We start from the raw sequence: 18,083 nt of genomic DNA on the forward strand, positions 1-18,083 counted from the left end.
TCACCGCGGAAAGGGCACGGACCGCCGTCGTCGTGGCCCGGGTCGCGACGAGGCGCGACCCTCTGCCTGCTACGCCCGGATCAGACCGTCGGGACGATCAGGCCGGACGTCTGAGCCTTCGCGCGAGCCAGCCGCTCGGAGGCGTCGGCCCAGTTGACGATGTTCCACCAGGCCTTGATGTAGTCCGGGCGGACGTTCAGGTAGTCCAGGTAGTAGGCGTGCTCCCAGCAGTCGAGCAGCACGATGGGCGTCAGGCCCATCGGGATGTTGCCCTGCTGGTCGAAGAGCTGGACGACGACGAGCTTCTCGCCGATGGAGTCCCACGCCAGGATGGCCCAGCCAGAACCCTGCACGGTCGTCGCGACGGCCGTGAAGTGGGCCTTGAACTTCTCGAACGAGCCGAAGTGCTCGTCGATCGCGGTACCGATCTCACCGGTCGGCTCACCGCCCCCCTCGGGGGACATGTTCGTCCAGAAGGCGGAGTGGTTGACGTGGCCGCCGAGATTGAACGCGAGGTTCTTCTCGAGCTGGTTGATCGAGCCCAGGTCACCCTTGTCGCGCGCCTCGGCGAGCTTCTCCAGCGTCTCGTTGGCGACCTTGACGTACGTCGCGTGGTGCTTGGAGTGGTGCAGCTCCATCACCTTCGCCGAGATGTGCGGCTCCAGGGCGCCGTAGTCGTAGCTCAGGTCAGGGAGCTTGTACTCAGCCATTGTGCGTAGTTCCTCCTCGATGAGACGACGATGACCCGACTCCTCGCCCGCGCGAACGGGTGAGGGGCCGGGCCATCGCTTGTTTCCGCAGGTCGCTCAGTGCTCCTGCGAGTCTGTGCCGTCCGTGCGGCCGGTACCGACAGCGGCAGGCATGGCCTGGCGCCCACCGGCCTCGATCGCCTCGTGGTCACCGTGGGCGTGCGCCGCGGCGAACTCCGCCGGCGTCACGGGCTCCACGCGGTCCTCGTAGAAGAACCGGGACAGACGCTGCCAGCGCTTGTCCGCGCCGTAGCCCTTGCGCTTGACGCCGCGAGCATCCATCTTCGGCTCGACCTCCAGCGGCGCCGGCGAGTCGTAGTTGACGCGCAGCCAGCGCTCCTGGTCGTCCAGCGGGGTGTGGACCTCGACGTACTCGCCGTTGGCGTACCGTACGACGCGCCCGGACTCGTTGCCGTGCAGCACCAGCTCCCGGTCCTTGCGCTGCAGGCCGAGGCAGATCCGCTTGGTGACCACGAACGCCACCACCGGCAGCACGAAGAAGAGGATGCGGAACACCCAGGTGATCTGGTTGATCGACATCCCGAAATGGGTGGCGATGAGGTCGTTCGAGCCCGCGGCCGCCAGCAGGATGAAGTCCGCGAGGAAGGCGACGCCGAGGGCCGTACGCACCGGGACGTTGCGCGGGCGGTCGAGCACGTGGTGCTCCCGCTTGTCGCCGGTGACCCGCGCCTCGACGAACGGGTACACGATGAGGAACGTGAACAGGATGCCCGGCACGATGACCGCCGGCACCAGGATGTTCCACGACAGCGTGTAGCCGAAGATCTCCCACTCCGTGCCCTGCCCCGGCATGAGTCGTAGCGATCCCTCGAGGAACAGCATGTACCAGTCGGGCTGGGCGCCGGCCGACACCGGCGACGGGTCGTACGGTCCGTAGTTCCAGACGTTGTTGATCGCCATCGTGGCGCCCATGAGGGCCAGCACACCGAAGACGATGAAGAAGTTGCCGGTCATCTTCGCCACGTAGACCGGGAGGGCCGGGTAACCCACGACGTTCTTGTCGGTGCGGCCACCGCCCGGGAACTGCGTGTGCTTGTGCAGCACCATCAGGAACAGGTGCAGCGCGATGAGCGCGACGATCAGCGCCGGAACGATGAGGATGTGCACCGTGAACAGGCGCGGGATGATGTGCTCGCCCGGGAACTCACCACCGAAGATCATGTACGACATGTAGGAGCCGATCACCGGGATCGACTTCACCACACCGTCGGTGATGCGCAGACCGTTGCCCGACAGCACGTCGTCGGGCAGCGAGTAGCCGGAGAAGCCGGCGGCCATGCCGAGGATCAGCAGGGTGAACCCGACGAGCCAGTTCAGCTCGCGCGGCTTGCGGAAGGCGCCGGTGAAGAAGACGCGCATCATGTGCACGACGATCGCCGCCATGAAGATCAACGCCGACCAGTGGTGGATCTGGCGCATCAGGAGGCCGCCGCGCACCTCGAAGGACATCTCGAGGGTCGACGCGTACGCCACCGACATCGTCTGGCCGTGCGCCGAGGCCGGGTGCTCGCCGTGGTACTCCGTGAGTGCCATCGAAGGCTCGAAGAACATGGTCAGGAACACGCCCGAGATGAGCAGCGCGACAAAGCTGAACAGCGCGATCTCACCGAGCATGAACGACCAGTGGTCCGGGAAGACCTTGCGCGCGAACTCCTTGACCGCCACACCGATGCTGGTGCGCTGGTCGAGATAGTCCGCCGCCTTGCCGACGCGCGTCGTCGGCTCGGCAGCCGCCCCGGCCGTCGTGGTGTCGTGTGCGGTGCTCACTTCAGACGCTCCCAGAAGCTCGGGCCGATGGGCTCGGCGAAGTCGTCCTGTGCCACGAGGTAGCCCTCGTCGTCGACGGTGATCGGCAGCTGCGGCAGCGGACGCTTCGCCGGGCCGAACACCACCTTCGCGCTGTCGGCCACGTCGAACGTGGACTGGTGGCAGGGGCACAGCAGGTGATGGGTCTGCTGCTCGTACAGCGCCACGGGGCAGCCGACGTGCGTGCAGATCTTCGAGTAGGCCACGATGCCGTCGTACGACCACTGCTCGCCCTCGGGCGACTGGTCCGACCTCAGCTCCTCCGGGCGTACCCGCACCATGAGAACCACTGCCTTGGACTTCTCGGTGATCCACTCGTGGGTCTCACGGTACTCCTCCGTGGTCTCCGGGATCACGTGGAAGGCCGAGCCGATGTTCACGTCGCTGGCCTTGATGGGGCGGCCCGACGGGTCGAGCGCGAGGCGGGTGCCCTTCTTCCACATCGTGTGCTTGAACTTCGACACGTTCCAGTCGCCGCCCACGGAGCCGATCAGCGGCACGGCGATGGTCAGGGGGAAGAGCGCCAGCGCCGAGAGCGCGGCACCCTTGAGCAGGCCACGGCGACCGACGACGCCTGAGTCCTGCATTCCCTCGTCGAGGTCGCGCACCGCGTCGGCGCGGACGGCGTCGGAGCTGCGGATCGGGTGCCGGTCCTGCACCATCTCGGCGTCACCCATCAGGGCCTTGGCCCAGTGGATGCCGGCGATACCGATACCCAGCAGGGAAACGGCCATGCCGACACCGAGCAGCAGCGTCGAGAGCCGCACGCTCTCGGTGGTTCCTTCCGGCGGCACCGCCACGTAGGCGACGAGGGTGCCGACCGCTCCGAGACAGGACACGACGAACAGGAAGGTCACGAGGCGTTCGTTGCGCTTCGCCGACTTCGGGTCGAGGTCGGACAGACGCGGCTTGTGCGCGGGCACGCCCGGGTCGGTGAACGTGTCCGAACGGGCGACCTCGGTGCCCGCGCCGTCGGCGGCCGTCACCTCGGTGGAGGCGTCGTTGGGGTGGTTCATGTCGCTCACGAGGACTTCGCTCCGATCCAGACTGCCGCGCCGATCAGCAGGCCGAGGCCGACCGCCCAGGCCCACACGCCCTCGCTGACCGGGCCGAGGGAGCCGAGCGAGGCACCACCGGCGGAACCGTCGCGCTGCTCGACCAGGAAGGCGATGATGTCGCGCTTCTCGTCGGGGGTGATGTTGGCGTCGTTGAAGACCGGCATCGACTGCGGGCCGGTCTGCATCGCCTGGTAGATGTTCCGCTCGCTGGTGTCGAACAGCGCCGGGGCGAACTTGCCCTCGCTGAGCGCGCCGCCGGCACCGATGGCGTTGTGGCACATGGCGCAGTTGGTGCGGAACAGCGCGGCGCCGTTCGCGGCGTCACCGAGCTCGGCGTCGACCTGCTCGTCCGTGGGGATCGCGGGGCCCGGGCCGAGCGAGGAGACGTAGGCGGCCAGCGCGGCGGTCTGCTCGGGGCCGAACTGCGGCGGCTTCGCCATCGCCTGCGGGCCGTTCGCCTGCATCGGCATCCGGCCGGTCGACACCTGGAAGTCCACGGCGGCGGCGCCGACGCCCACCAGGGAGGGCACGCCTTCGGTGCCTTCGGCGTTCGGGCCGTGGCAGGTGGCGCAGTTCGCCTGGAAGAGCTTCTTGCCCGTCTCGATGTCCTCGGTGCTGACGGTCTCTGCCTGCGCCTCAGTCGGCGCCAGAGCGGCGTACACGCCGCCGGTGACCAGCAGCGCCATCAGCAGGAGCACGACCGGCGCCAGCCGGTGATGCCTGCGGGCGGCGAGTGCCTTCACGGATTGATCCTCGTCTCGTGCGTGAGTACTTGCATCTTCTCTTGTGACGCCCTGCCGGCTCGGAATGTGACATGCCGTGTCGGCGCTGCCGCGACCGGAGGGCGACCAGGCCTACTGCAGGATGTAGATCACGAAGAACAGCGCGATCCACACCACGTCGACGAAGTGCCAGTAGTACGACACGACGATCGCGGTGGTGGCCTCGTGGTGCCCGAAGCGTCGAGCGGCGAACGAACGGCCGAGCAGGAACAGGAAGGCGATCAGGCCGCCCACCACGTGGAGCCCGTGGAAGCCGGTGGTCAGGTAGAAGACCGAGCCGTACGGGCTGGACGAGATGGTCAGGCCCGCGTGCACCAGCTCCGCGTACTCCAGGACCTGGCCGCCGATGAAGAAAGCGCCCATGAGATAGGTCAGCGCCATCCACTCGTGCATGCCCCAGGACCAGAAGGCCCAGATGCTGCCCCTGCGCCGCGGCTGGAAGCGCTCGGCGGCGAGCACACCCATCTGGCACGTCACCGAGGAGAGCACGAGGACCGTGGTGTTGATCGCGGCGAAGGGAATGTTCAGGTGGTCGGTCTGCGCCGCCCATTCCTCGGCCGGCATCACCTGCCGCACCGTGAAGTACATCGCGAACAGCGCCGCGAAGAACATGAGTTCGCTGGCGAGCCAGACGATGGTCCCGACCGACACGGGGTTCGGACGGTTCACTGTCACGTGCTGGTGGGTATGAGTGGCTGCAGCCGTTGCGGTCGACACGTCAGCCATTATGGCTGACATGAACCACCGGTGATGACCGAGCAGGCCGCCGAGCACGCGAAGAATGTCACAAAGCCGTCGCTTGATGACGCCGAGCGCCACAGTGCCATGAAAACGTCCCCGGACCACCCTGCCAACGGGGCATCCGATGTGCCACGATGCCGGGGGACCTGACCCGCGAGAGGATGCCCTTCGATGACTGACGTGACCACAGTTCCCTCCCCCGCGTCCGCGACGACGCCGGGCCGCACGACGCCGTCCGGCCCGGCTCCGCGAATCCTGCTGTACAGCGACGACCGCAGCGTGCGCGAGCAGGTGCGTCTCGCCGTCGGCCCGCGGATCTCCGCCGACGCGCCCCAGATCGTCTGGCACGAGGTCGCCACCGCGGCCGCCGTCGTCGACGCGGCCGACTCCGGCCAGTGGGATCTGCTCGTGCTGGACGGCGAGGCGGACAAGACGGGCGGCATGGGGGTGTGCCGTCAGCTGAAGAACGAGCTCTACGACTGCCCGCCGGTCCTCGTGCTCACGGGGCGGCCGCAGGACTCGTGGCTGGCGTCGTGGTCGCAGGCCGACGGGACCGTGAGCCGTCCGCTCGACCCCATCGCCGTGCAGGCCGCCGTGGCGAACCTGCTGTGAGCCCGGCCAGCAGGATGACCGGCGCGACGCCCGGACCGACGACCACCACGACGACGAGCAAGGTGACCGAGAGCGTGACCACCGCAGCGAGCGGCGAACCGACGATGGCGAGCCTGCTGACCTCCCTGATGGCCGGCGAGGACCTGGGCAAGGAGCGGGCGGCCTGGGCGATGGACCAGGTGATGACCGGTGAGGTCTCGCCGGTGCAGCTCGCCGGTTTCCTCGTGGCGCTGCGTGTCAAGGGCGAGACCGTCGACGAGCTCGGCGGGCTCGTGGAGTCCATGCTCGCGCACGCCACCCGCATCGACGTCCCCGGGCCGACGGTGGACCTCGTGGGCACCGGTGGTGACCGTGCCCACACGGTGAACATCTCCACGATGGCGGCCGTGGTGCTCGCCGGCTGCGGCATCCGGGTGGTGAAGCACGGCAACCGGGCGGCGACGTCGTCGTCGGGCGCGGCCGACGTGCTGGAGCAGCTCGGCATCCGCCTGGACCACACGCCCGAGCGGGTGGCACGGATCGCCCAGGAGGCGGGCATCACCTTCTGCTTCGCGATGGTGTTCCACCCGTCGATGCGGCATGCCGGCGTGGCCCGCAAGGAGCTGGGCGTCCCCACGGCGTTCAACTTCCTGGGTCCGCTGACGAACCCCGCCCAGCCACGGGCGACCGCGGTCGGTTGCGCCGACGCCCGCATGGCGCCGCTCATGGCCGGGGTGTTCGCCGAGCGTGGCACGAACGCCCTCGTCTTCCGCGGCGACGAAGGCCTCGACGAACTGGCCGCCACCGCCGGTACGACGATCTGGGAGGTCCGCGACGGGAAGGTCGCCGAACAGCGCCTGGATGCGGCGGCCGACCTGGGTATGACCCGTATCAAGGTGGAGGATCTGCGGGGGGCGGACGCCGCCTACAACGCCGAGGTCGCCCGCCGGGTGTTCTCGGGCGAGGACCAGGGCCCGGTCCGCGAGACCGTCCTGCTCAACGCGGCGGCCGCCCTGGTGGCGGACGGCACGCTGGAGGGTACGGCGTCGGGCTCGCTGACCGACCGCCTGTCGGCCGGTCTCACCCATGCCGCCCGGTCGATCGACACGGGCGCCACCCAGCGGGCCCTCGGCCGCTGGATCGAGGTGGCGGCGTAGACGCCTCCCGGCGAGCACGACGGAACCCCCATGAGCCCGCGGGCCCATGGGGGTTCCGTCGTCGGGAAGGCGAGCCGCCTCAGTGTGCGTGCTGGCCGCGAGAGAACTCGAAGACCCATCCCACCAGCGCGATGATGCCGAACGGGATCGCGATGCCGAGGATCCACCAGCCCACGGCCATGCCGAGGAAGGCGAGCGCGGACGAGCCGGCGATGGCCAGCGGCCACCAGCTCCACGGGGCGAACACGCCCTGGTCCCCGGCGCCGTCCGCGATCTCGGCGTCCACCTGGTCCTCCGGACGCTCGTCGATCCGCTTCGCGGTGAGCATCAGGTAGAAGCCGACCATGAAGACCATGGCACCCACGAGGAGGATGCACAGCGTGCCGACGGGCTCCCAGCCCTCGGACGTGTTGTAGGTCCAGAACCCGTAGACCGCGGCGGCCAGGAGGAACAGGGGCGCCCCGGCGATGAACAGCCTGGTCTCGATCTTCACTTGCGGTCCTCCTCGTCACGGTCGTCGGCGACGATCGTCGAGCTCTGCGCGGGCTCGTCGGTGCCGGACAGCTTGCGCTCCTGCGCCTGGACGTCCTGGCCGCGGCGGTCGGCCTCGCCGTAGATGTTCGTCAGTACACCGCGGTCGTACTCCGGGTGCTCCATCGCCACGACCTCGGGGTGGTGCAGGTCGAACGCCGGCGACTCGCTGCGGATGCGGGGCAGCGACGTGAAGTTGTGGCGGGGCACCGGGCAGGCCGTGGCCCACTCCAGCGAACGGCCGTAGCCCCACGGGTCGTCCACCGTGACCTTCGGCGCGTTGCGCGCCGTCGTGTACACGTTCCAGAGGAACGGCAGCGTCGAGGCCGCGAGGATGAACGCCCCGATCGTGGACACCTGGTTGGCGATCGTGAAGCCTTCCTCCGGCATGTAGTCCGCGTAACGGCGCGGCATGCCCCAGACACCCAGCCAGTGCTGGATGAGGAAGGTCATGTGGAAGCCGACGAACAGCAGCCAGAAGTGCAGCTTCCCGAGACGCTCGGAGAGCATCTTGCCGGTCATCTTGGGCCACCAGAAGTAGAAGCCCGCGAACATCGCGAAAACGACGGTGCCGAACACCACGTAGTGGAAGTGGGCCACGACGAAGTACGAGTCGGACAGGGAGAAGTCCAGCGCCGGGCTCGCCAGGATGATGCCGGTCAGGCCACCGAAGAGGAAGGTCACGAGGAACCCGATGCTCCACAGCATCGGGGTCTCGAACGTGAGTTTTCCTCGCCACATCGTGCCGATCCAGTTGAAGAACTTCACGCCGGTCGGTACCGCGATCAGCATCGTCATGAACGCGAAGAACGGCAGCAGCACCGCACCGGTCACGTACATGTGGTGGGCCCACACCGTCACCGACAGGGCGGCGATCGCGATCGTCGCGTAGACCAGGCCGACGTAGCCGAAGATCGGCTTGCGGGAGAAGACCGGGAGGACCTCCGACACGATGCCGAAGAACGGCAGCGCGATGATGTACACCTCGGGATGCCCGAAGAACCAGAACAGGTGCTGCCAGAGCAGCGCGCCGCCGTTCTCCGGGTTGAACACCTGGGCCCCGAGCCGGCGGTCGGCGCCGAGCGCGAACAGCGCCGCGGCGAGCGGCGGGAACGCCATCAGCACCAGGAGGCTGGTGATCAGCGTGTTCCAGGTGAAGATCGGCATGCGGAACATCGTCATGCCGGGCGCACGCATCGTGATGATCGTGGTGATGAAGTTGACCGCACCGAGAATGGTGCCGAATCCGGCAAGTGCGAGACCGAAGACCCACAGGTCTCCGCCGAGGCCTGGACTGAACGTCGTGGACGACAACGGCGTGTAGGCGAACCAGCCGAACGATGCCGCGCCCTGCGGCGTGAGAAAGCCTGCCGAGGCGATGAGGCCACCGAACAGGAACAGCCAGTAGGAGAACATGTTCAGCCGCGGGAACGCGACGTCGGGCGCACCGATCTGCAGCGGCATGATGACGTTCGCGAAGCCCGCGAACAGCGGGGTGGCGAACAGCAGCAGCATGATCGTGCCGTGCATCGTGAAGAGCTGGTTGTACTGCTCCTTGCTCTGCACCAGCTGGATTCCCGGTTCGTACAGCTCGGCGCGGATGACGAGCGCCATCAGGCCGCCGAGGCAGAAGAACAGGAACGACGTCATCAGGTACATGTACCCGATCGTCTTGTGGTCGGTGGACGTGATCCAGCTGACCACGACCTTGCCGAAGGACTGCCGGTCCTCGCGCAGACCGGGGACCACGTCCGCGTGGGTTGCGGTGGCCATCAGTGCTCAGCCTCCTCGGCGTCGATGGGACCCTGCTCGCGGACGAGGTCGAGACCGAGCTCGCCGACCTGGCCCGCGGCACGCAACTCTTCCATGTGCGCGTCGAACTCCTCCTGGGAGACGACCTTGACGTTGAAGAGCATGCCCGAGTGGAACTCGCCGCAGAGCTCGGCGCACTTGCCGGCGTACGTGCCCTCGCGCTCAGGGGTCACTTGGTAGTAGTTGGTGTGGTGCGGGATCAGGTCCTCCTTGTAGAGGAACGCGGGGATCCAGAAGGAGTGGTTCACGTCCCGCGAGTCGAGCTGGAACTCGACCGTCTGGCCCACGGGCAGGTACAGCGTGGGCGCGTCGACGTCGGTGCCCGGCTCGGCGTCGAGCAGCTTGTCCCGGGTCACGCCGCCCGGGTCGGCCACGTGCTCGCCGTACTCGTAGACGCCCTCGTCGAGGTAGTTGAAGTCCCAGCTCCACTGCTTGCCGATGACGCCGATGCGCACGTCGGGCTCGTCCTCGGGCTCGGTGATCGTCGTCATGACACGGTCCGTGTGCCAGAACAGCGCGAGCACCATCAGGGTGGGCAGCACGGTGTACATGATCTCGAGCGGCATGTGGTACCGGGTCTGCACGGGCAGCCGGTGGTCGTCACGGCGCTTGCGGTAGGCGGCGATGCACCACAGGATCAGGCCCCACGTGATCAGGCCCACGGCGAGGGCCGCCACCCACGAGCCCACCCACAACTGGGTGATGTCGGCGGTCTGGTTCGTCACCTCCCCGTCCTCATAGCCGGGGAGATAACCGCGCTGGACGGTTTCACTGGCGCAACCGGTGGCCAGCCCCGCGACGACGACGGCGAGTGCCGACGCACGCAGAGCGGCCCGCCTGGTGCGGGTCGAGGGCTTCGAGTGCAAGGGTGGCCTTTCACGTCTCGTCCGGCGGTGCGTACCGGCGCACGACCACAACGTGCACCCGGGCTCCACGCAGAACCATCTGATAGGTGGCAGCCTAGCGCGCCGCGGGTGCTCGCGATGACCCACAGCGCCCGGGGCAAGTGTGACGAGTCACGCACTCCACGGCCTCAGCCCTCGCCGTTCGGACACACATGCTTCACGTGTCAGAACGTCGTAGCCGCACGGTGATCGTCCAGTCCCCGGAGACCTTGGTGACGGCGACCGTCTCGTGTCCTCGCATCCGCGCCCACGCCGGCACGTCGTGCTGCGCCGCGGGATCGGTCGAGACCACCGAGACCTCGGTCCCACCGGCGAGATCCTTCGCCCGCGCGGCCAGCCGGATCACGGGCAGCGGACAACGAAGGCCTCGCGCGTCGACGACCTCGGCCGGGCCCTGCGCCGGGTCCGGTGCGGTTCCCGCGCCGTCGGGCGCTCCCTCCCGTGGTGCGCTCACAGCCCTCGCACCCCCAGGGTCTCCCGGACCTTCGCCACCGCCTGCGGCAGCACGGCGAGGAATCGCCCGACGTCCTCGGCCGACGTGGTCCGGTCGAGCGCGATCCGGACGTTGCCGTGCGTGAGCACACCCATGGCGGCGAGGACGTGCGACGGCTCGAGGGTGCTCGCCGTGCAGGCCGAGCCGGAGCCGACCGCGAACCCGTGCCGGTCCAGCTCCGTGACGAGCGCCTCGCCGTCGACGTAGAGGAAGGAGAACGTGACCACGTGCGGAAGGCGGACGTCGGGGTCGCCCACGACCTCGACGTCCGGGACGTCCGCGACGCGCGCGCGGATCCGGTCCACCAGCTCACGGCGGCGGGCGTCGGCCGCGGCGAGGTCGGCCTGCACCGCCTCCAGGGCGACGGCCGCGGCGAAGGCCGCCGGCACGCTCACCCCGCCGGGCGCCCACGGCTCGGGGTCCTCGGGTCCGGTTCCCGGCAGCCGCACGTGTCCTCTCGCGGCCAGGACGCCGACGCCGGCCGGGCCGCCCCAGTCGGCCGGGTCGGCCGCCAACAGGTCCCACGTCTCGGGCACGCGCACGTGACCGAGGCTCGCCCCGGCGTCGACGAGCAGCGGAACCCCGGCCGCACGGGCGGCCTCGTGCACCCGCTCGATCGGCTGGACGGTGCCGACCTCTCCGTTCGCGTGCTGGAGTGCGGCCAGTGCGACCCCGGCACGGCTCACGGCCTCGCCGAAGACGCCGGCGTCCGCGCGGCCGAGCCGGTCGGCGGGGACGGTCTCGCGCTCCCCCGCGGAATCGGCGGCGTGCAGCACCGCCGCGCGTTCGGTCGCACCGACGACGATCCGGTGCCCTCGACGACGCCGGGCCGTCGTGCCGGCCGTGATCGCGCGGTGGAGGGCGGTCGTGTGGCTGTGCGTGAAGCGGACCTCCTCGGTGCGCACGCCGAGCACGGCGGCCACCGCCTCGCGGGACCCGTCCACCAGCCGCGCCGCCCGGCGACCCTCGGCGTGCAGGCGCCGTGGGTCGGCCCAGCCGTCGTCGAGCGCCTGGAGGAACGCCTCGCGGGCGAGCGGGTGCCAGGGCGCCCGGCCCCCGTTGTCGAGGTGGACACGGGCCGGCGGGGAACTCTCCATACCGCCCATCCTCCCTGACCGACGTCGTCGGTCCGGTGCGATCACTCGCTCCCCGGGTGATCGGTCCGTTGCCGTGGGGCCGGCTGTTCGCGCCACCGATCACCCTGCGGCCGGCCGGCCGCTCGCCTGGCCAAGCGGACACCGGCGGTGCGCGCGAGTCGTCGCGGCGGCGCCGGCGTGCCGTGCAGACGACGACGGCGGCCGCCCGGTCCGTGAGGGACCGGCGACCGCCGTCGTGGGGAAGATCAGCTGAACGACCCGCCGCACGCGCAGGCGCTGCCGGCGTTCGGGTTGTCGATCGTGAAGCCCTGCTTCTCGATGGTGTCCGCGAAGTCGATGGTGGCGCCCTCGAGGTAGGGAACGCTCATCTTGTCGACGACGACCTCGACGCCACCGAAGTCGCGCAGGGTGTCCGCCTCGAGCAGGCGCTCGTCGAAGTACAGCTGGTAGATCAGCCCGGAACAGCCGCCGGGCTGCACCGCGACACGAAGACGAAGGTCGTCGCGCCCCTCCTGCTCGAGCAGGCTGCGTACCTTGTCGGCCGCGAAGTCGGTGAGGTTGACGCCGTGGGTGGCGATTTCGGAGGCGGTCTCGGTCATCTTGGCTCCAGCTCCTGCTCTGGCACGCGTCGCGCTGCCTTGGCGGTCTTCTCGTCGGTTCGCAACACCGGTCCACCGGGTTCTGTTCCCGATCCTACGCCCGCACCGTCGATGACTCCGTGACGGGCGTCACGCCCATCCCGGCGTCCAGGACCGCGCGACGCGGCCGACGTCGTCGTCGTGCACCTCGTGGGCGCCGCTCACGGCGGCTGCGGCGAGCTCGCGACGGCTGACCTCGACCCGGTCCGCGAGCGCGACGACCGGGACCGCGTGGGGTGCCGCCGCCGCGGCCGCCTCGGCGACGGGCCCGGCACGCAGTGCCCCGGCGTCGAGCACCGCCACCCACGCGACGACGACGTCACAGGCCGCGGCCAGCGCGGACAGGGCGCCGGCGTCGGAGCTCGGGAGCGCGGAACGCGGCACCGGGGGACCAGGCGCCTCGGGCGGCGGCGCACCGACCGTGAGGCGTGTGCCGGCGACGACCACGGGCCGGGAGGAGGAGCCGGGGTGCGCGGGGCCGTCACCAAGGAGGGCGCCGCCCCCGGTGCCGGTGCCCGCTCCCCCGGCCGCCGAACCGCCGTCGGGCACGGAGGCGCCTGCGAGCGGTGCTCCGGCGACCGTGGCGGGTGCCTCGGGAGACGCCGGTGGCGCGAGGCCGACGCCGAACGGTTCGGCGGCGACCCCGGGCACTGCCTCTCGCCACGCGGACGCCAGCCGGCGGGCCACACCGTCGTCCTGTGCCACCACGACCACACGCATACCCCGAGGCTAGCGTCTCGTCCGGGCCGGTCCGCGCGCGCTCGGCGGCGGCGGGAACGTCGCGGCGGGCGCGGAGCCGGGCCGCCGGACGTCCTCGGACGGACCACCGCCCGCACCCGCGAGCGGCCTGTGGATGAGCACCTGGGCGCCCCGATGCGGTGTGTCACCATGGTTTCGTGAGCACCCTGCTGGAGAACTTCCGCGAGCCTGCGCCGTCCCCGCTCCTGCTGCTGGGACAGGGGCGCGACCTGAGCTCGGAGCGCGGTGTCGAGTGTCCCGGTGACCTGCCGGCGCCGAGCGACCCCGATCTCGTCGAGCGCGCCCGGGCGGCGCGCGCCGCCCTCGGCCAGAGGGCGTTCGTCCTCGGTCACCACTACCAGCGCGACGAGGTCATCGACTTCGCCGACGTCACCGGCGACTCGTTCAAGCTCGCGCGCGAGGCGGCGGCCCGCCCGGAGGCGGAGTACATCGTCTTCTGCGGTGTGCATTTCATGGCGGAGAGCGCGGACATCCTCACCTCGGACGCGCAGCAGGTCGTGCTGCCGGACCTGGCGGCGGGCTGCTCCATGGCCGACATGGCGGAGATCGGCCAGGTCGAGGAGGCCTGGGCCGTCCTGCAGGACCTGGGCGTGGCCGGGGACACGATCCCCGTGACGTACATGAACTCCTCCGCCGCGATCAAGGCGTTCACCGGACGGCACGGCGGCACGGTGTGCACGTCGTCGAACGCCGAGGTGGCGCTGCGCTGGGCGTTCGACCAGGTCGGTGGCACCAGGGGCGTGGAGGGAACGGGCAAGGTGCTGTTCCTTCCGGACCAGCACCTCGGGCGCAACACCGCGGTGCAGAAGCTGGGCCTGTCGCTGGACGACTGCGTCGTCTTCGACCCGCGCAAGCCCGACGGGGGCCTGACGGCCCAGGAGCTCGACGACGCACGGATGATCCTGTGGCGTGGCCACTGCTCGGTGCACGGCCGGTTCTCGGAGCAGAACGTCACGGACATCCGTGCCCAGGTTCCCGGCGTCAACGTGCTGGTGCACCCCGAGTGCAAGCACGAGGTGGTCACGGCCGCCGACTACGTCGGCTCGACGGAGTACATCATCAAGAAGCTGGACGCGGCCGAGCCCGGCTCGTCGTGGGCCGTGGGTACCGAGCTCAACCTGGTCCGGCGTGTGGCGCGCGAGCACCCGGACCTGCAGGTCCACTATCTCGACAAGACCGTGTGCTTCTGCTCCACTATGAATCGGATCGACCTCCCGCACCTGGTGTGGGCGATGGAGTCGCTGGCCGCCGGCCGGATGGTGAACCGGATCGTGGTGGACGCCGACGACGCGCACTGGGCACGGGTGGCACTCGACCAGATGCTGGCACTGCCCGGGATCTGATCGGGGGCGCACAACAGGCCGCCGGACGGCCGGCGGCCACGGAACTCCGACGAGGGAGCGGGATGCGATGGGCAGCAACGGCGGGCTGCGGATCGGGATCTTCGTCTTCGACGGCGCGGAGGAGCTCGACGTCGTCGGCCCCTTCGAGGTGCTCTCGGTCTGGGCCGACCACTCGGCACTCCGTCCGGCCGTCTCGACGTTCTCGTGGGACGGGAACGGCGTCCGGCTCGCCCGCGGCCTGCGCGTGGTGCCGTCCCACGCGGCCGACGACGTCGGGCCGTTGCACCTGCTCGTCTATCCCGGGGGCATCGGCACGCGCGAGCTGGTCGACCAGCCCCACCACCTGGACTGGCTGCGTGCGATGCGCCGGCGGACCGCCGTGGTCGCGGGCGTCTGCACCGGCGCGCTGCCGCTCGCCGCGGCGGGCCTCCTCGCCGGGCGGGTGGCCACGACGCACCGGGACAGCTTCGACGAACTGGTGAAGCTCGACCCGAGCGTCATGATCGACACCGAGGCCAGGTTCGTGGACGACGGCGACGTCGTCACCTCCGCGGGCGTGGCCGCCGGGATCGACATGGCGCTGCACCTGGTCTCCCGTCTGGAGACGCCGGCCGTCGCGCAGGCGGTGCGCCGTGTCATCGAGTACGAGGGAGCCGGCGCACCGTGGTTCGGCGGGACGCCCGGGCCGGGCGGCATGCTCGGACAGCAAAGTATCTAGTACTGACGGTGCCGGGTATAGCCTCCGTCCTATGACTCGGATGTTGCAGCTCGCGTGGACCGGGATCTTCCCCCGCAAGCGCGTCCCCGGCCGCTCGCTCCTGGACCCGTCCGTCTACACCATGCGCGTCCTGCCACAGGACCTCGACCTGCTGATGCACGTCAACAACGGCTCATACCTGCAGCTCATGGACGTGGCGCGATTCCGGCACGTCGCCGAGATGGGCGGCGCGGCCCTGGGCCGCGAGAAGAAGTTCGGCGCCGTCGTGGCCGCGTCGACCATGAAGTACCGGCGCTCGCTGAAGCTGTTCGACACGTTCGAGCTCACCACCCGGGTGCTCGGATGGGACGAGCGCTGCTTCTACATGGAGCAGGTGTTCACGCGACGCGAGAAACTCTGCGCGCGCGGCATCGTCGCCACGCGGTTCCTCCACTCACTGACGAACGACCGCATCCCACCGTCGGTCGTGGTCGAGGGGCTGGCACAGGCGCACGGACAGGCGAACCCGCCCGAGAGCCCCGCCCTGCCCGACGACGTCGCGGCGTGGGCGCGCGTCGTCGACGTCGCACCCCGCCCGCGGGTCGATGCCTGACCCCCGGTCGAAGCCTCACGCCGGTCGAGGCCTGACCCCCGGTCGAAGCCTCACGCCGGTCGAGGCCTGACGCCCGGTCGAGGCCCGACCCGGGTCGAAGCCTGACGCCGGAGCGTCAGCGCGTGCCCGCCCGGCTCCGCACCCGCGCGGGCGGTCACGGAGCCGGGCGGCAGGCGCTCGCGCTCAGAGGCCCGTCGCCACGTTGCTCAGGAGCAACGCCTCCGCCAGGACCACCTTCTCCAGCTCACCGAGGTGAACCGACTCGTTCGCGCCGTGCGCCCGCGAGTCCGGATCCTCCACACCGGTGACCAGGATCGCCGCGTCCGGGAAGACCTCGAGCAGGTCCGCGATGAACGGGATGGACCCGCCCACGCCGATGTCGACCGGCTGGGTGCCCCACGCCGCCGCGAACGCGTCCCGCGCGGCGCGCATCGCCGCCGAGTCGGCCGGGGCGAGGAACGGCCTGCCCGTCTCCTTCAAGGTCCACGTCACCTTCGCGCCGAACGGCGCGTGCGCCAGAAGGTGCCGCTCGAGCGCCTGCGCGGCGGCGCCGGGATCCTGTCCGGGCGCGAGCCGCAGCGACAGCTTCGCCCGGGCGCTCGCCGTGATCGTGTTCGACGCCGTGGCGGCCGGCGTCGCGTCGATGCCGAGAACCGCGAGCGCGGGCTTGCACCACAGGCGCCCGGCGATCGATCCCGTCCCGGCGAGCTCCGCTCCCGGCAGGAGGGACGAGTCCGCACGGAAGTCCTCCTCGCTGTAGTCGACGGCGGGTTCGGGCGCGGCGACCAGACCCTCGACGGCCACGGTGCCGTCCTCGTCGTGGAGGGTCGCGATGACACGGCTGAGCAGCGTCAGGGCGTCGAGCACGGGGCCGCCGAACATTCCGGAGTGCACGGCGTGCTCCAGGACCTCGACCTCGACGTACCCGTCGACCAGGCCGCGCAGGGAGGTGGTCAGCGCCGGGACACCGATCTTCCAGTTCATCGAGTCGGCGACGACGATCACGTCGGCGGCGAGCAGTTCGCGGTACTTCTCCAGGAACGCGCGGAACGACGGTGAGCCGTCCTCCTCCTCGCCCTCGACGAACACCGTGACGCCGCAGGCGAGGTCCTCGCCGAGAGCACGCAGCGCACCCAGATGGGCCACGAGCCCCGCCTTGTCGTCCGCGGCACCGCGGCCGTACAGGCGCTCACCCACCGGGGTGGGCTCGAACGGCTCGCCGTCCCAGGCCGCCGCGTCCCCCGGGGGCTGCACGTCGTGGTGTGCGTACAGCAGGACCGTGGGCGCGCCCGCGGGCGCCGGGCGGCGCGCGACGACCGCGGGGGCGCCGTCGGACCCGTCGGGCTTGGGAGCACGCAGGATCCGCACGTCGGGCAGGCCGGCGTCGCGCAGCAGCGCGGCGACGGCGTCGGCCGACGCCGCGACGTGGGCCTGGTCGAAGCCCGAGAACGCGACGCTCGGGATGCGTACGAGCGACTCGAGATCGGCGCGCAGCGCCGGGAACAGCTCGGCGACGCGCTCGCGCAGCGCGGTGGCGTCGGCGAGTGGCGTGGAGGAGGTGATCGGTTCAGTCACGCGGCCCACGGTACCCGCGGCGGGCCGGACACCGACTACGATTGTTCGGTGTTCTCCCGCAGCAAGTCCACCAACTCTGATGTGACCCCGGTCGGCGACGCCCCGGACGAGGTGACCGAGCAGCCGACGTCGGGCAAGGGCCGCGCCACGCCGAAGCGCAAGGACGCACAGGCGGCGAACAAGCGACCGCTGGTGCCGGACGACCGCAAGGCGGCCCGCCAGGCAGCGCGGGAGAAGGACCGCAGGGCCCGCGACCTCGCGATGGCCGCGATGCAGAACCCGACCGACCCGCGGATGGCCCGGCACCTGCCGCCGCGGGACCAGGGCCAGGTCAAGGCGTACGTGCGCGAGCACGTCGACGCGCGGTGGAACCTCGGAGAGTTCTTCCTGCCGGTGGCGATCGTCATGCTGCTGGGCTCGTTCCTGGCGAGTCAGCTGGCCGAGCTGACGATCGTGCTGTTCGTCGGGATGTACGGGTTCCTGTTCCTGACCATCATCGACGCGGTCGTCATGTGGCGTGGGCTGAAGAAGCGGCTGCTGGCGAAGTTCGGCGAGGTGCCGGGCGGAACGATGATGTACGCGGTCTCGCGCTCCTACCAGATCCGCCGCTCGCGCCTGCCCCGGCCGGTCCACAAAAAGCACGGTCACTTCCCGAGCTGACGCCCCGGGCCGCCTCCGGCGGGCACCCCGGGCACCACGAAGCGGCTGCCGACGA

19 protein-coding genes are annotated in these 18,083 nt (G+C 70.3%); 6 read left to right on the forward strand and 13 right to left on the reverse strand.

Annotated elements, in window-relative coordinates; all coding sequences use genetic code 11:
- Positions 1–80: 80 nt before the first annotated feature.
- The 5 genes from J0911_RS17555 to ctaE form a co-directional block, all read right to left on the reverse strand.
- Positions 81–710, reverse strand: coding sequence for a superoxide dismutase (locus tag J0911_RS17555; protein ID WP_207276733.1), 630 nt, complete (start codon positions 708–710; stop codon positions 81–83).
- Between the two features lie 96 nt (positions 711–806).
- A complete protein-coding gene (gene qcrB, locus J0911_RS17560; RefSeq protein ID WP_207276734.1) occupies positions 807–2,537 on the reverse strand; it encodes a cytochrome bc1 complex cytochrome b subunit in 1,731 nt (576 codons plus the stop codon).
- A complete protein-coding gene (gene qcrA, locus J0911_RS17565; RefSeq protein WP_207276878.1) occupies positions 2,534–3,592 on the reverse strand; it encodes a cytochrome bc1 complex Rieske iron-sulfur subunit in 1,059 nt (352 codons plus the stop codon). Before qcrA ends, qcrB begins: the two co-directional genes overlap by 4 nt.
- A 5-nt stretch (positions 3,593–3,597) precedes the next feature.
- A complete protein-coding gene (gene qcrC, locus J0911_RS17570; protein WP_207276735.1) occupies positions 3,598–4,377 on the reverse strand; it encodes a cytochrome bc1 complex diheme cytochrome c subunit in 780 nt (259 codons plus the stop codon).
- Positions 4,378–4,488: 111 nt separating this feature from the next.
- Positions 4,489–5,142: an aa3-type cytochrome oxidase subunit III gene (gene ctaE / locus J0911_RS17575; protein ID WP_207276879.1), complete on the reverse strand. Its 654-nt coding sequence runs from the start codon at positions 5,140–5,142 to the stop codon at positions 4,489–4,491.
- A 186-nt stretch (positions 5,143–5,328) separates the two neighbouring features.
- Here ctaE and J0911_RS17580 point away from each other — a divergent pair, with 186 nt between their 5' ends.
- Together J0911_RS17580 and trpD are read left to right on the forward strand one after the other, a co-directional pair.
- A complete protein-coding gene (locus J0911_RS17580; protein WP_207276736.1) occupies positions 5,329–5,769 on the forward strand; it encodes a response regulator in 441 nt (146 codons plus the stop codon).
- A 104-nt stretch (positions 5,770–5,873) separates the two neighbouring features.
- On the forward strand, positions 5,874–6,905 hold the full coding sequence (gene trpD, locus J0911_RS17585; protein ID WP_207276880.1) for an anthranilate phosphoribosyltransferase: 1,032 nt from the start codon (positions 5,874–5,876) through the stop codon (positions 6,903–6,905).
- A gap of 79 nt (positions 6,906–6,984) precedes the next feature.
- On the opposite strand, the gene J0911_RS17590 is transcribed toward trpD, so the two are convergent.
- The 7 genes from J0911_RS17590 to J0911_RS17620 all read right to left on the reverse strand — a co-directional run bounded on the left by J0911_RS17590 (position 6,985) and on the right by J0911_RS17620 (position 13,101).
- The gene (locus J0911_RS17590) at positions 6,985–7,398 is read right to left on the reverse strand and encodes a cytochrome c oxidase subunit 4 (RefSeq protein ID WP_207276737.1); all 414 of its coding nucleotides are present in this window, start codon (positions 7,396–7,398) and stop codon (positions 6,985–6,987) included.
- Positions 7,395–9,209, reverse strand: a complete 1,815-nt coding sequence (gene ctaD / locus J0911_RS17595; RefSeq protein WP_207276738.1) for an aa3-type cytochrome oxidase subunit I — start codon at positions 9,207–9,209, stop codon at positions 7,395–7,397. Before ctaD ends, J0911_RS17590 begins: the two co-directional genes overlap by 4 nt.
- Positions 9,209–10,165, reverse strand: coding sequence for an aa3-type cytochrome oxidase subunit II (gene ctaC, locus J0911_RS17600; RefSeq protein WP_443677268.1), 957 nt, complete (start codon positions 10,163–10,165; stop codon positions 9,209–9,211). Before ctaC ends, ctaD begins: the two co-directional genes overlap by 1 nt.
- A gap of 145 nt (positions 10,166–10,310) precedes the next feature.
- Positions 10,311–10,607, reverse strand: a complete 297-nt coding sequence (locus J0911_RS17605; protein ID WP_207276740.1) for a sulfurtransferase TusA family protein — start codon at positions 10,605–10,607, stop codon at positions 10,311–10,313.
- Entirely contained in the window at positions 10,604–11,743 is a 1,140-nt protein-coding gene (locus J0911_RS17610; RefSeq protein ID WP_242636770.1) for a cysteine desulfurase family protein, read from the reverse strand. Before J0911_RS17610 ends, J0911_RS17605 begins: the two co-directional genes overlap by 4 nt.
- A gap of 245 nt (positions 11,744–11,988) precedes the next feature.
- Entirely contained in the window at positions 11,989–12,342 is a 354-nt protein-coding gene (erpA, locus tag J0911_RS17615) for an iron-sulfur cluster insertion protein ErpA (protein WP_207276742.1), read from the reverse strand.
- A gap of 129 nt (positions 12,343–12,471) precedes the next feature.
- The gene (locus J0911_RS17620; RefSeq protein ID WP_207276743.1) at positions 12,472–13,101 is read right to left on the reverse strand and encodes a hypothetical protein; all 630 of its coding nucleotides are present in this window, start codon (positions 13,099–13,101) and stop codon (positions 12,472–12,474) included.
- A gap of 176 nt (positions 13,102–13,277) precedes the next feature.
- On the opposite strand from J0911_RS17620, the gene nadA reads away from it, so the two are divergent.
- The 3 genes from nadA to J0911_RS17635 all read left to right on the forward strand — a co-directional run bounded on the left by nadA (position 13,278) and on the right by J0911_RS17635 (position 15,793).
- Positions 13,278–14,483: a quinolinate synthase NadA gene (nadA, locus tag J0911_RS17625; RefSeq protein WP_207276744.1), complete on the forward strand. Its 1,206-nt coding sequence runs from the start codon at positions 13,278–13,280 to the stop codon at positions 14,481–14,483.
- Between the two features lie 67 nt (positions 14,484–14,550).
- On the forward strand, positions 14,551–15,201 hold the full coding sequence (locus J0911_RS17630; RefSeq protein ID WP_207276745.1) for a DJ-1/PfpI family protein: 651 nt from the start codon (positions 14,551–14,553) through the stop codon (positions 15,199–15,201).
- 31 nt (positions 15,202–15,232) lie between these two features.
- Positions 15,233–15,793 (forward strand): acyl-CoA thioesterase, encoded by a 561-nt coding sequence (locus tag J0911_RS17635; RefSeq protein WP_207276746.1) that lies wholly within the window; start codon positions 15,233–15,235, stop codon positions 15,791–15,793.
- A 183-nt stretch (positions 15,794–15,976) separates the two neighbouring features.
- Here the strand turns inward: J0911_RS17635 and J0911_RS17640 are convergent, their stop codons facing one another.
- Positions 15,977–17,377 carry a dipeptidase gene (locus tag J0911_RS17640; RefSeq protein ID WP_372434898.1) on the reverse strand — a complete coding sequence of 467 codons (1,401 nt, stop codon included), beginning with the start codon at positions 17,375–17,377 and terminating at the stop codon, positions 15,977–15,979.
- Positions 17,378–17,416: 39 nt separating this feature from the next.
- On the opposite strand from J0911_RS17640, the gene J0911_RS20905 reads away from it, so the two are divergent.
- Positions 17,417–18,028: a DUF3043 domain-containing protein gene (locus tag J0911_RS20905; protein WP_307865148.1), complete on the forward strand. Its 612-nt coding sequence runs from the start codon at positions 17,417–17,419 to the stop codon at positions 18,026–18,028.
- Positions 18,029–18,083 lie beyond the last annotated feature (55 nt).

It is taken from the genome of Myceligenerans salitolerans, from assembly GCF_017349295.1.
Lineage (GTDB): Bacteria > Actinomycetota > Actinomycetes > Actinomycetales > Cellulomonadaceae > Myceligenerans > Myceligenerans salitolerans.